The organism is Paenibacillus nasutitermitis, assembly GCF_014641075.1.
In the GTDB taxonomy this organism is placed as follows: Bacteria; Bacillota; Bacilli; order Paenibacillales; family Paenibacillaceae; genus Paenibacillus_Z; species Paenibacillus_Z nasutitermitis.
Genome location: NZ_BMHP01000002.1, coordinates 456,177 through 468,370 on the forward strand (window position 1 = coordinate 456,177; position 12,194 = coordinate 468,370).

Here is a 12,194-nt window from a genome sequence, read left to right on the forward strand (position 1 = left end):
CGCCGATCTGTTTTTTTCTATTCAACTGGCTGATATCCAGCAGCAATATATTCATTTACTTTGACTTTAACTTCTTTAATCGTTCTAAAGCAATGGAAGCAAGCAGCGCGCTGCCCAGGGGCAGACATGCTTCGTTCAAGGTGTATTTCGGGTGATGCAAACCATAGGCGGCTTCTGCGTTCTCTTCCGGGCCTGAGCCAAGCCAGAAGAAACAGCCCGGCACATGCTGCAAATACCTGGAAAAATCTTCACCGGCAAGAGTTGGCGATGCTTCTACACGGTTCTCGGCACTAATCATATGCTCCACTACCGCTTCGACATGCCCGACGCAAGGATCATGATTCACAAGTACGGGTACCTGAGTGATATAACGCAGTGAAGCTTTGCAGCGGTAACCTTCGGCAATCTGCCGGACCAGGCGCCCGATCCGCTCCTCCATGGTCTGCTGCACAACGGGGTCGAAGGTGCGGACGGTCCCCGTCAGCAATGCCCGGTGAGGAATGACATTGTTGGCTTCGCCAGCGTGAATGCTGCCAATGGTCACAACCGCGGGATCAAAAGGCGAGAGCTCGCGGCTTACGATCGTCTGCAGTCCCATTACAATTGCTGAAGCGCATACGACCGGATCGACGCTCTGATCGGGAATCGCCCCGTGTCCGCCTCTGCCTTCAATTTCGATTTCTATCCGGTCCACGGCACCCATCAACGCGCCGTACCGGGTAGCAACCTTGCCTGCCGACAGCGTCGGCAGATTGTGAAGGCCATAAATTTCATCAACATCATCCAGCACGCCTTCCGCAATCATCGCATCAGCGCCGCTATTTATTTCTTCCGCCGCCTGAAACAATAGACGGATCGTGCCGCTAAAATTTTGTCCGGAAAGCAGCTTTGCGGCCCCGACCAAAATAGCTGTATGCCCGTCATGTCCGCAAGCATGCATCAAGCCCGGAGCGGCGGAAGCAAAGGAAAGTCCCGTCTCCTCCTGTATAGGGAGCGCATCCATGTCGGCACGCAGGGCGATAACAGCCCCGTCACGTCCCTCACCCTTTAATTCGGCTACGATTCCGTAACCGCCTATCCGTTCACGAAAGGGAATGCCCGCCTCCGCCAGTGCTGCTTTTACCCGGTCCGCGGTATCCGACTCCTGCAAACTAAGCTCGGGATACCTGTGAAGATGGCGGCGCAGCGCGATCAGCTCCTCTTCCAGCAGCAGCGCCTCCGATAGAAGTTGTTTCAATGGCCCTTCTCCTTCCCGCCGCCCGATTTATTGCGCCCGTATAATTCCTTCATTATCCGTTTGCCCGTTGGTGTTTGAGCAAGTCCGCCTTTGGCGGTTTCCCTGTGTTTTTCCGGCATGGCCGTTCCAACCTCGCGCATGACATCGATCACCTCATCCGACGGGATTACGCTGCGTACCCCGGCCAGCGCCATGTCAGCCGCCGCAAGCGCCGTCACCGCTCCAAAGCCGTTTCTGACGATACATGGGATTTCCACCAATCCCCCGACCGGATCACAGATTAGACCCAGCGAGTTCTTCAGAGCAAGCCCCACGGCATGCACCGCCTGGGCGGGGGTTCCTCCCCGCATTCCGGTTAGTGCGCCTGCAGCCATGCCGATGGCAGATCCCACTTCAGCCTGGCAGCCCCCCTCGGCACCGGAGATAAAAGACTTATTGGCAATGATATAACCGATCGCTCCAGCAGCAAACAATCCTTCCACAAGCAGGCTGTCATCCCAGCCGAACCTCTCCTGTGAATGCACAAATACGCCTGGAATGATCCCGCAGGAACCTGCTGTCGGCGTGGCGACGATCCTTCCCATGGATGCATTGACTTCGGAGACGGCAAGCGCATATGCCATTGCCGCCGCCGCTTCGCCGCCCAGGGAAGACTTCCCCTCCGCTGCATAGGCATGAAGTCGTTTGGCATCTCCGCCAGTGAGTCCGCTGCGCGAGACCGTGTCAGTCGTCAGCCCTTTGTGAACGGCTTCCTTCATAATAAGGTAATAATCCGACATCTGCCGGAAGACCTCTTCCTCACTTTTATCGGTCTCCAGAGCCTGCTGCTCCAGCATCAGACGGCCCATGGACAAGCCACCGGCTTCGCAGCGCTCCTGAAGCTCCTGCAGCGATGCAAAATTCATGGCGTCTCCCTCTCTTCCTTATCCAGATCCACCAGGCTGACCCTCCCGACATCGTCCAGAGCAAGTAACCGATGCACCATCTCCGGAGAAATGGACTCATCCGTCTCCAGGACCGTCAAAGCATCCCCGCTTCTGCTCTTGCGGTCGACATCCATATAGCAGATATTCAGCCGATGGGATTTCATCACAGACGTGATATCGGCCAACATGCCTGGACGGTCCGCATGGAAGATCAGCAGTGTGGGATGATGAGCGCTAAACCGGACATCAAAGCCATTAACGGCAATAATCTCGATATTGCCGCCGCCGATAGAGGTTCCGGTGAGCCGGTCCTCGCGACTGCCGTTATTCATCACAATCTCAGCCGTGTTGGGATGATGGGCTTGCTGGATTCCAGTGCGAAATATGATCTGCATCCCTTGGGATTCCGCAAGCGCGAGAGAATGGCGGATTCGCGAATCATCGGTGCTGAAATCAAGCAATCCGCCGACAATCGCCAGATCCGTACCATGACCTCGATAGGTTTCGGCAAACGAGCCGTACAGAGTGATTTCCGCCTGTACGGGAGGGGCTCCCAGCAGCCGGCGTGCAACCTGCCCAAGCCTTGCGGCACCGGCGGTATGAGAGCTTGATGGTCCGATCATTCCAGGCCCGATAATGCTGAAAACATCCTTGAAGCGCATCGGCTGGTCCCTCCCTGTTCACGTAATAACAACGTAACGATCAATCGATTTATGATAACCAGTCAGCCAGATTCTTCTTCACAAACTCATCATCATTCAAATCCGGATAGTCCTGATAGACTCGTTCTATCTCTTGGGCCTGACCGGGAGAAAGAACCTCGTGAGGATTGAGGCACCAGGTACCTTCCAGCAGTCCTTGTCTGCGCAGAACCTCATGGATGCCTGGAATACAGCCCGCGAACTGGTGTGCGGAGTCAAAGAATGCCGCATTGGAATCGGTCACCTGTACATGCCGTGTCAGCCATTCCCGGGGAATCTGCGGCAAATTACGAACCGCCTTGATTTCCTCCAATAGCTCCACTGCTTTCTGCGTCCAGACCGACCAATGGCCCAAGAGCCCGCCGACGATCTGTTTCACTACCGGTTGGCCATCCACCATAAACTGATAACGGGTAAGCAGATCGTTGACGATATTGTCATCATTGCCTGTATACAAGGCAATTTCATCCCTCCGGCTGGAATAACAGACAGCCCGGACCACATCGATGGTCTGGTACCGGTTGAAAGGAGCCATTTTGATGGCGACGACATTGGGAATTTCAGCAAATTTGCACCAGAAATCAAAGCTGAAAACTTTGCCGCCTACCGAAGGCTGCAAATAGAACCCAATTACAGGGATAATTCGGGCAACCTCAGCGGTCCTCGTCAGGATATCCTGTTCACTCCAGCTATCCAGACCGCCCATGCTCAGAAGGCCTGCATCATATCCGTGCTTGAGCGCAATAGATGCTTCATCCAGCGCTTGAGCGGTCGGTCCGCATAAACCGGCTATCTTGATGAAAGGACGGTTCAGTTGTCCCTTGGCGGCCTCTTCCGCGGCAAGCCGGAGCACCGGTTCGTACAGATTATGGTCTTTGTCGCGAATTTCAAACTGCGTCGAGTGTACGCCGACCGCTATTCCTCCGGCACCTGATGCAAGATAGTAGCGGGTAAGCGCACGTTGGCGGCGTTCATCAAGCTTGCGGTCTTTATTCAGCGCTAGGGGATGGGCAGGAATAACAAGACCTTCATGCAGAGCCTTTAACAATGCCGGTTGTAAACCCATCTTTAGAAGTCCCCCTTTCTTTCCTGAAAGTGGGTTGGCTTATTCCAGGTCTGCCCTCCGGCCAGAATCCATTCAGCCGTCCAATCAATCATCTGCAGCAGCGAAACACGGGGATAACCGAAATGCTGATGGGATGCTGAAGCATTGCTCAGCAGTGCAGTATCCGCTTCCGAGCCGGAAAATTGCACCTCCATGCCCAACCTGCTAGCGAGTGCGCCGGCCGCCCAACGGATAGACATCGTTTCCGGTCCGGTAATATTAAGAATAGCAGGCGGGTTCGTGCATTTTGTCAAGGACCGCAGCGCCATGAGGTTGGCATCGCCCTGCCAGATTACATTGGCATAGCCCATGGTAAGATCAATAGCTTTACCGGCCTGGATGGACTTCGCAAGCTCGAGCAGAACCCCGTAACGCATATCAATGGCATAATTCAGACGGTAGATGAGCATAGGCGTGCCATTCAACTGGGAGAAATATTCGAACACACGCTCCCTGCCCAGGCAGGATTGGGCATATTCACCGATTGGTCCTGGGGGGACGCTCTCGTCTACACCACCGCTTCCCACAGGAGAAAACGGATATACATTCCCTGAGGAGAATGCCACGATACGCGAATCCTTGTATTTCTCAGCCACTCTGCCAGGCAAATAAGCGTTCATCGCCCATGTGAAATATTCTCTGCCTTTTGTACCGAATTTATTGCCAGCCATATAAACGATATTGCGGGCATCCGGAAGCCCCGCCAGTTCCTTATCGTTCAGCAGATCACAGGAAATCGTTTCAACACCTGCCTCTTCCAGTTCGCTTTTGGCGGCGGCATCCGAGAAACGGGAAACGCCGATTACCCGTTTGGCGAGTCCGCCTTCACGGATTGCATTTGCGGCGAGCTTGGCTAGACTCGGTCCCATTTTTCCTCCTACGCCCAAAATCATAATATCTCCATCAAGCGAGGCCAAATCGCGGATCAGATCCTCAGTCGGCTCAGCCATTTTACTTTCCAATTCAGCAATCGTTCTCATTGTAAGGCTCCTCTCCATTGATTCGTCAGCTTAATTATAATCACCCGCCTCTTTTAAAGACAAATCTTTAAATTGTCTTTTAATGATGAGGTAAAAACAAAAAAAACGGCCGCCGCCGTCTTTTGATGCACTGCACGCTTTTTCCCTACATGAAAAAAAGAAACGCCCGCCTCTCTAAAAAAGCAAGTCACGAATCATATTCTTTCGCTTGCAGCGCAGCTGCTCTCTCCCAGCTCGTCCGAGCCATTGTTTCCGCGATCGACAATAATGCGCCTATAGCAGCAAACAGTATGATCGAAGTGCTGCTGTGCAGCCCAAATTCCTCCACAAACCGAACCTCATACAGCATCTCGAAGATATAATAACCACTAACACCACCTACAAGCATGTAGCTGATCAATTTAATAGGCAGATTGCGGTTCAACCACTTATCCACAGCTATTCCAATGGGACAAAACACGATGAAATAGAAGGGAAACGCCAGAACTGCACCAAAAAACACCATATAAAAAGTTAAATCCATATATTCCGACGTCGTAATTTTACTCCCTTCAATCGATTCCACCACCCATAAACCAACTGCCGCCATCAAGGTGAATAACGCGGCAAGATATAATTGTTTCATATTTTCCTCCAATTGATGATCGGTTCAGTATATTTTGTAGTTAGACGGATTTAACCTCCAAATAGTTGCTTGAGGGTTGAACACAAAAAAATCATAGAGGATCTTGCTTGACACGGGGTTAGTCTGACTTTATATTGGAACAGATTGTCAGTTTATGTAGAATAATTATTAGGATGGTGTATTTGCGGGTGTTTTCCGATTTTATCGTGAACTTGGCTTTGTTTATTGCCTGTTTCTTTTTAATAAATCGCATGTATCCTCTCGAAATGATAAGCAGCAGAACCTCTTCCACACAAAGCAAACTAACGCTGGGCTTTATACTTGGAGCCTTCGGTATCATCCTGATGCTGTTCGGCTTTCAGATTACGGACACCACCATTCTGGATTATCGCCAACTTGCGGTGATCTCTGCTGCTCTTATGGGTGGTTTTTACGCTTCCATCCTGTCCGCCATAATAATCGGACTTTTTCGTATTCTTTATTTTGGGGTGAATGAATCCTCCATTATAGCTTGCCTGAATATTCTGCTTCTCGGCTCTCTATCCGGCATGATCGTCCGTTACCGGCTGACCTATTGGAGACGCTGGATAGCGCTGATCGGAGCCATGGTCATCATCACCAGTGCGAGCTTGTATTATCTTCTAGGTAAAAACAGCCTCTACATCATTCTTTATTTTTTGGCTGTTATGATCTTCGGTTCTATATTCATCGCTTATTTGAAGTATTATTTGATGCGGGCTAATTTGATGGAAATTCAGCTGAAAGAAAACGAGGGACGTTACCGCCAATTAAATGCCTTGAAAGAAGCTGTTTTCCAATCGGCAACCGAAGTATCCATTATTGTAACCGATCCAACCGGCCTCATTACGTTGTTCAACAAAGGCGCAGAGAAAATGCTGGGCTATGCGGAGGATGAGATGCTGGGGAAATTAACCCCGGTCAACTTCCATCTGGAAGCGGAGATCGAACGTAGAGGGCAGGAGTTGTCCGAATTGGCGGGCAAAGAGATTACAGGATTTGATGTTCTCATTAAATGGTCGCACCGCAACAATTCCGATGAACGGGAATGGACCTATGTGAAAAAAGACGGAAGCTTGATCATCGTAGACCTGCTCATTACCCCGCTGCAATATGAAGGCGAATTATCCGGCTACGTCGGTATTGCCACCGATATTACGGCGAAAAAACAGGCGGAGAACCGGCTCATCGAAGCCAATCATTTGCTGCAAAAGCTCTCCACGATGGATGGGTTGACCGGAATCGCCAACCGCAGGGCTTTCGATGAAAGGCTGAGGCTGGAATGGAAATCCGCGTTCACCAGTCAGACCCCGATTGCACTAATCATTATAGACATTGATTATTTCAAAGCCTATAACGATACGTACGGCCATATCGAGGGCGATGAATGCCTAAAGCGGGTAGCCATGATTTTTCAACGGAGAATGATACAGCATGGCGGACTTGCAGCCAGGTACGGCGGCGAGGAATTTGCTGTTATTCTGCCAGGCATGGCCATTGAAGAAGCATTCCGGACAGCCGAGATACTCCGATCGGATATCGAGTCGGCATGCATCCCCCACAGCGGCTCGAAAGTACATGATGCGGTAACGATCAGCGCGGGGGTAACGGCCACCATTCCCGAAGCGGCAGATCTGAGACTCGAGCTCCTTCTGGAGGCCGACACCATGCTGTACCAGTCCAAACAGAATGGCCGCAATCGCGTAACCGCCGCTGGAATAACAAGCACGTCCGTTTGAAAATCAATCCCGGTTCCAGGCGATCTTTAAGGAATAGCCCGGAACCGGAAAACAACGAAGCTTTAATGATGCGGCTTCAAGGACAAATCCGCTGCTCAAGTCTCCAGCTCAACGGCCTCCATCGCCACCCTCTCCCAAATCCGGTCAAGTGTCAAACTCAGGTTCGATCCCCGCTGCGGATGCCAATAAGGCTCCTTGCTGCGGAAATAATGCGGGTGTCCACCTAGCACCGTAATCGTTCCGATATGTCCCGGCGCATGCTTAAGCCGGTTCCAATAAAGCACACCCAGCCGGTTGCGGCTCCAACCGCCCCAGCTTCCCAGCCTTGTGATGGGATCCTTCAGCTTGCCGTCCTCATCAACCGCGCGGAAATAACTCACCTTGTTGCGGAAATCGCTGCGGATCGGCATCCTCGGGGATCCTACCTGAATAATCCGGCAATCGGGAATAACCCCTTTCTTACTAAGCAAAAGCGCAGCCTGATAGGCAGCTACGGCGCCGCCGCTATGGCCGATCAACAAGACCGGGCGTCCCGCTGACAGGCGGCTTACCTGGTCCGCAACCGCACGGCCACCCGGACGATAGGCTGCTCCCAGACGGGACAAATCCCGGCCTACTTCTATAATTTGGCGGAACATGCTCTGCGTATGATCACCGTAAGGCAGCAGCTCGCGGATAATGGGATCCCGGCCCGTTTCCAAAAAACGCTGCTTGAGCTCCCGCTTGCATTCATCAAAAATATGCGGGGTAGATGCCACCCCTGCGATCAGGTAAATATGCCATTGCGCAATTTGGTCCAATATCACCATTTATCTTCACCGCCTGTTTGCATTCGGCTGTCCGTCCAGCCCTTTCATCTACGCTAGTATGGGGCGAACGAAGCAAAATTCATTCCATTGGAATATGAATATTTGGAAACAAAAAAAACCGCGTTTCCGCGGCGCATAGTGCAAGGTTCGAGGCGCGGATTACAAATCCGCCCGTCTAGGGTGGTCGTAATCCCGCTTACATACTGAACCGCTGACGATAGCCGCATTTCCGGCACAGTTCCTCGACGACTTCCCTCCGGGAAAATCCGTCGTACAGCTTGTTGGCCCGTTCGCCTTCGACAATCTCCGAGAATGGCGTATGGTTGATGTTACCCAGGTTGATGACTCCTTCGCCATCCAGGCAGCAGGGAATGACGGTTCCATCCACCAGAATGCCGGCCTGATTGCGCAGTGCATGGCAGAAACCTTTTCCTTCGTCTTCCTTTTCCTTCAAATCGGGCCATTTGAATTCATGCTCCTGGTTCAAATAGATCCGATCGGCTATTTTGATGCCGCCGCCGCGGACAAATTTATCCTCGATCCGGTAATCCAGCTGAAATTCCTCCTCAATGATTTGGAGGATTTCCCGGTTGCGGCTGCGCTCTATATTGGCCGTATTGTCTTCTGTCAGGTTCCACAACCGCAGTGAGATCAGAATGTCCGACACCGCAACGGCCTCTTTGGCAAATACCAGCACATTTTTAATATAACCTTCCTTGTCTGTGGAGCCTTCATGGCCGTCAAAACTGTGCAAGGAGAAGTTGATTTGCCTCAGCGCCGGTTTTCCCATAATCTTGGGTCCTGCTTTATGGAGCAAAGTCCCGTTGGAGGTGAGGTTAACCTTGAAGCCTCTCTCATGGCTGAGATCCAGCAGCTGGTCCAGCTTCGGATGCAGCATCGGTTCCCCTTTCACATGAAAATAAATATGCTCGGTATGGGGTTTGATCTGATCGAGTATATTCGTAAAAGCTTCGATTGTAATAAAATTGGCTTGCCGCTTCGTTTGAGGACAAAAGCTGCAGGCCAGATTGCAAATGCTGGTAATTTCAATATAAAACTTTTTGAATTTTTTCAATGCTTCTGCTCCGTTCAATCCTGTAAGTACATAATGGTCCTATTATATCATAATTCCACAGCAGCATCGTTATGATTTATTGCCATAATAGATATGCTTGGCTTCTACCGCCCCGTTCGTCAACTCAAGAACGCCGAATGAGTATTGGGACTGCCTTCTCTTGTCCGTTGGAGAGCCCGGATTCATCACCAGTATCCCGGCACTTTGGCGGAGTACCGGGATATGGGAGTGGCCGTAGAGAATCACATCCGGCTTCTCATCCGCAAAACTGCTGACAGCCGTTGCTTCCGTATCGGTCCGTTTGCCTGTCCCATGACCGTGAACCATTCCAATCCGGACGCCTTGAAAGGTCAGCAGCTTGCGCCAGCCGAATTTACGGATGATTTCCGGACCGTCATTATTGCCCGCCACGCCGTCAGTAGGCGCATAGGCGGCGAGCATATCGTATACGGAAAGCTGCGTCCAGTCGCCTGCATGCAGAATATGATCGGCAGAACGAAGCTCGCGCACAAGACGATCCGGCAGTTTTTTATTCATTCTGGGCATATGGGTATCGGAAACTATAATGATTCGCATTCGCTCCTTGCACCTACCCTCTACAGTTTTTTTCGGAGCCCTTGAATAATTTTGAGACTTCCATTCTCTGTTTTCACCGTAAAAACAAGCTTATAGGAATTCGTCGTCTCTTCCCCGATCTTGCCCTCCCGTGTATCGATGACAAGCGTCAGCGTGACGGAATCGGAAAGTATTCCAATAACTGGATCGGAAGACATCCAAAGAAAGTTCGGCATCGGCATGCGCGCTCCAATCCTCCGGAAGCCTGCGCCGCTGTTGCCGCCTGCTATGGGGGCGGTAGCAGGACATTCGAATCTCCTACATACCAATTTCCTGCAATTCGCGGAGCGTCCCCTGAACGTCACGCTCAGGATTCAACGCATGAATCGTGGACTCCTTGATGGGGTAACCTTCATAGATACCCCTTACAATTTCCAACGGGAGCTCCACATCAAAATAATCTTCTGCCCAATCGACGTACTGTTCCGGTGTAAGTCTAATCGTACCGAGCAGAAATCCGGAACCATCGTCTGCGCCGTCTGGGACGGCGATTTGGCCTTTGCGCCATGAGGTGTCGCCTGCTTCGCGCCATATACAGAAAGTAACCTCATCCTTCTCAATAGCCTCGTCATCCAGCAAATCAAGCAAGACCAGTGGAGTCTGATCATAAATACCGGGCCAAATGACATAATCTTCTCCCGCATGCGGGCTTAGCGATGATTCATGATCAAAGCCTTTCAGGATTGCACCATCCGGGGCGAATAAAATAAACAAATGGTCGCCCGATCCATTATCAATCTTAGCCATTGCAGCCTCCGTTCCCCGACACGGTGTAAAACGGTGGTACCTTAACCAGTCCTCTTCGCATAAAATCAAGTCCAGGGCAGCCTGAACCTGCATCAGCTTATTTAATGCATCCGGCTCCGGTAAGAAGTCGTAATTTCCCACTTCATTCAGCACCCTTCTTTTGATCGGTTTTGGTGATTCTTATCGTAACACGAAGCCAAATACCTGCAAAGTCTGTTGGTTCTTGATTTCCGCTATTCCTGCCTGGCAGCTTTCCGTTATGCAGACTAATCTGAGTAAAATCAAGCCCATGTGGGTATAATCCTATGAAGACATTTTCTCACGAGGAGGAATTCATCATGAAAAAAATGCTAATGACCGCTGCCGGCCTGGGAATCGCATATTTAATGAGGAACAAGAGCGCCCGTGATAAACTGATCAACAAGGTACAGTCCTTTACGAACAAATCCAAACACCCACAAATATAACCCAATCACCAAAACAGCCCGGCTGATCGAAGCCGGGCTGCTTTGGCGATTCCATTCCTATAGCGATGTCGAATGAGGAATTAACTTAATCCGCCCAATACCGGATGCGGCACATAAGGCGCTTCCAGACTTATAATTTCCTCCTTTGTTAGTTGGAGCGTTAAAGCGGCAACCGCATCTTCCAGATGATGCGGTTTGGTCGCGCCCACAATCGGGGCAGTGACCGGCGACTTTTGCAGCACCCAGGCAAGTGCTACTTGCGCCCGGGGAACACCGCGCTGCTTGGCCACCTCCGCCACACGCTCAACGACCATCTGATCGGCATCAGCCGTTAAGGCGTACAGCTTTTTGCCGAATTCATCCGTTTGGGAACGCTCGCTGGATTCCTCCCAATCGCGGGTAAGCCGGCCTCGTGCGAGCGGGCTCCATGGAATAACGCCGATTCCCTCCGCTTTACACAAGGGCAGCATTTCACGTTCCTCCTCGCGGTAGAGCAGGTTCAAGTAGTTCTGCATGCTGACAAACCGGGTCCAGCCGTTTCGGTCCGCGGTATGCAGCGCTTTCAGAAACTGCCAGGCATACATGGAAGATGCGCCGATATATCGGGCTTTTCCCGATTTCACAACATCATGCAGAGCCTCCATCGTTTCTTCGATCGGGGTTTGGTCGTCCCAGCGGTGAATCTGGTACAGGTCGACGTAGTCCGTTCCCAGCCGCTTCAAGCTGTTGTCAATCTCGGCCATAATCACTTTACGCGATAATCCAGCCCCATTGGGACCCGGCCTCATTCGCCCGTGTACCTTCGTGGCGATTACGACCTCATCACGATCGGCAAAATCGCGAAGTGCCCGGCCAACGATCTCTTCGCTGGTTCCATCAGAGTACACATTGGCTGTATCAAAAAAATTAATACCCAGCTCAAGCGCCTTCCGGATGAAAGGCCGACTTTCCTCTTCATTCATCGACCATGGGTGGGCGCCTCTGTCCGGAACGCCGTAACTCATACAGCCAAGACACAGACGGGAGACATCGAGACCGGTTTGTCCAAGTTTGACAATTTGCATGGAATCCATCCCTTTCTTTAAGGCTTTCTCCCTCCTATCCTACCAGACAGCGCAAGGAATATAAATACGCCCTCCATGTTGAAGGG

The 12,194-nt window shown here is 51.4% G+C and carries 14 protein-coding genes; 2 read left to right on the plus strand and 12 right to left on the minus strand.

Annotated features, from left to right (window positions below; all coding sequences use genetic code 11):
- Positions 1 to 55: 55 nt before the first annotated feature.
- The 6 genes from IEY46_RS12105 to IEY46_RS12130 form a co-directional block, all read right to left on the minus strand.
- Positions 56 to 1,237: a M20 metallopeptidase family protein gene (locus IEY46_RS12105; RefSeq protein ID WP_188992265.1), complete on the minus strand. Its 1,182-nt coding sequence runs from the start codon at positions 1,235 to 1,237 to the stop codon at positions 56 to 58.
- Positions 1,234 to 2,142: an L-serine ammonia-lyase, iron-sulfur-dependent, subunit alpha gene (gene sdaAA, locus IEY46_RS12110; RefSeq protein ID WP_188992266.1), complete on the minus strand. Its 909-nt coding sequence runs from the start codon at positions 2,140 to 2,142 to the stop codon at positions 1,234 to 1,236. Before sdaAA ends, IEY46_RS12105 begins: the two co-directional genes overlap by 4 nt.
- Positions 2,139 to 2,825 (minus strand): L-serine ammonia-lyase, iron-sulfur-dependent subunit beta, encoded by a 687-nt coding sequence (gene sdaAB, locus IEY46_RS12115; RefSeq protein ID WP_188992267.1) that lies wholly within the window; start codon positions 2,823 to 2,825, stop codon positions 2,139 to 2,141. Before sdaAB ends, sdaAA begins: the two co-directional genes overlap by 4 nt.
- A 49-nt stretch (positions 2,826 to 2,874) precedes the next feature.
- A complete protein-coding gene (locus tag IEY46_RS12120) occupies positions 2,875 to 3,930 on the minus strand; it encodes a dihydrodipicolinate synthase family protein (protein ID WP_188992268.1) in 1,056 nt (351 codons plus the stop codon).
- Positions 3,931 to 3,932: 2 nt separating this feature from the next.
- Entirely contained in the window at positions 3,933 to 4,949 is a 1,017-nt protein-coding gene (locus tag IEY46_RS12125; protein WP_188992269.1) for an NAD-dependent epimerase/dehydratase family protein, read from the minus strand.
- Positions 4,950 to 5,136: 187 nt separating this feature from the next.
- A complete protein-coding gene (locus IEY46_RS12130) occupies positions 5,137 to 5,574 on the minus strand; it encodes a hypothetical protein (RefSeq protein ID WP_188992270.1) in 438 nt (145 codons plus the stop codon).
- 266 nt (positions 5,575 to 5,840) lie between these two features.
- On the opposite strand from IEY46_RS12130, the gene IEY46_RS12135 reads away from it, so the two are divergent.
- Entirely contained in the window at positions 5,841 to 7,331 is a 1,491-nt protein-coding gene (locus tag IEY46_RS12135; RefSeq protein ID WP_188992271.1) for a sensor domain-containing diguanylate cyclase, read from the plus strand.
- Between the two features lie 95 nt (positions 7,332 to 7,426).
- Here IEY46_RS12135 and IEY46_RS12140 read toward each other — a convergent pair whose 3' ends face one another.
- From IEY46_RS12140 to IEY46_RS12160, 5 genes are all read right to left on the minus strand, one after another.
- Positions 7,427 to 8,140, minus strand: coding sequence for a hypothetical protein (locus IEY46_RS12140; RefSeq protein WP_188992272.1), 714 nt, complete (start codon positions 8,138 to 8,140; stop codon positions 7,427 to 7,429).
- Positions 8,141 to 8,336: 196 nt separating this feature from the next.
- Entirely contained in the window at positions 8,337 to 9,215 is an 879-nt protein-coding gene (locus tag IEY46_RS12145; protein WP_188992273.1) for a radical SAM/SPASM domain-containing protein, read from the minus strand.
- 69 nt (positions 9,216 to 9,284) lie between these two features.
- A complete protein-coding gene (locus IEY46_RS12150) occupies positions 9,285 to 9,791 on the minus strand; it encodes a metallophosphoesterase family protein (RefSeq protein ID WP_188992274.1) in 507 nt (168 codons plus the stop codon).
- Between the two features lie 20 nt (positions 9,792 to 9,811).
- Positions 9,812 to 10,006, minus strand: a complete 195-nt coding sequence (locus IEY46_RS12155) for a hypothetical protein (RefSeq protein ID WP_188992275.1) — start codon at positions 10,004 to 10,006, stop codon at positions 9,812 to 9,814.
- 82 nt (positions 10,007 to 10,088) lie between these two features.
- Positions 10,089 to 10,577, minus strand: coding sequence for a hypothetical protein (locus tag IEY46_RS12160; RefSeq protein WP_229750260.1), 489 nt, complete (start codon positions 10,575 to 10,577; stop codon positions 10,089 to 10,091).
- A 338-nt stretch (positions 10,578 to 10,915) separates the two neighbouring features.
- Between IEY46_RS12160 and IEY46_RS36765 the strand changes: the two genes are divergently transcribed.
- The gene (locus tag IEY46_RS36765) at positions 10,916 to 11,044 is read left to right on the plus strand and encodes a hypothetical protein (RefSeq protein ID WP_268239508.1); all 129 of its coding nucleotides are present in this window, start codon (positions 10,916 to 10,918) and stop codon (positions 11,042 to 11,044) included.
- Between the two features lie 80 nt (positions 11,045 to 11,124).
- On the opposite strand, the gene IEY46_RS12165 is transcribed toward IEY46_RS36765, so the two are convergent.
- Positions 11,125 to 12,108 (minus strand): aldo/keto reductase, encoded by a 984-nt coding sequence (locus IEY46_RS12165; RefSeq protein ID WP_188992276.1) that lies wholly within the window; start codon positions 12,106 to 12,108, stop codon positions 11,125 to 11,127.
- Positions 12,109 to 12,194 lie beyond the last annotated feature (86 nt).

Coding starts and splice junctions, on each gene's coding strand:
- sdaAB (WP_188992267.1), bottom strand. CDS start 2,825: ATGCGCTTCAAGGATGTTTTCAGCATTATCGGGCCTGGAATGATCGGA.
- IEY46_RS12140 (WP_188992272.1), bottom strand. CDS start 8,140: ATGGTGATATTGGACCAAATTGCGCAATGGCATATTTACCTGATCGCA.
- IEY46_RS12125 (WP_188992269.1), bottom strand. CDS start 4,949: ATGAGAACGATTGCTGAATTGGAAAGTAAAATGGCTGAGCCGACTGAG.
- sdaAA (WP_188992266.1), bottom strand. CDS start 2,142: ATGAATTTTGCATCGCTGCAGGAGCTTCAGGAGCGCTGCGAAGCCGGT.
- IEY46_RS12165 (WP_188992276.1), bottom strand. CDS start 12,108: ATGCAAATTGTCAAACTTGGACAAACCGGTCTCGATGTCTCCCGTCTG.
- IEY46_RS12155 (WP_188992275.1), bottom strand. CDS start 10,006: ATGCCGAACTTTCTTTGGATGTCTTCCGATCCAGTTATTGGAATACTT.
- IEY46_RS12120 (WP_188992268.1), bottom strand. CDS start 3,930: ATGGGTTTACAACCGGCATTGTTAAAGGCTCTGCATGAAGGTCTTGTT.
- IEY46_RS12130 (WP_188992270.1), bottom strand. CDS start 5,574: ATGAAACAATTATATCTTGCCGCGTTATTCACCTTGATGGCGGCAGTT.
- IEY46_RS12135 (WP_188992271.1), top strand. CDS start 5,841: ATGATAAGCAGCAGAACCTCTTCCACACAAAGCAAACTAACGCTGGGC.
- IEY46_RS12150 (WP_188992274.1), bottom strand. CDS start 9,791: ATGCGAATCATTATAGTTTCCGATACCCATATGCCCAGAATGAATAAA.
- IEY46_RS12160 (WP_229750260.1), bottom strand. CDS start 10,577: ATGGCTAAGATTGATAATGGATCGGGCGACCATTTGTTTATTTTATTC.
- IEY46_RS36765 (WP_268239508.1), top strand. CDS start 10,916: ATGAAAAAAATGCTAATGACCGCTGCCGGCCTGGGAATCGCATATTTA.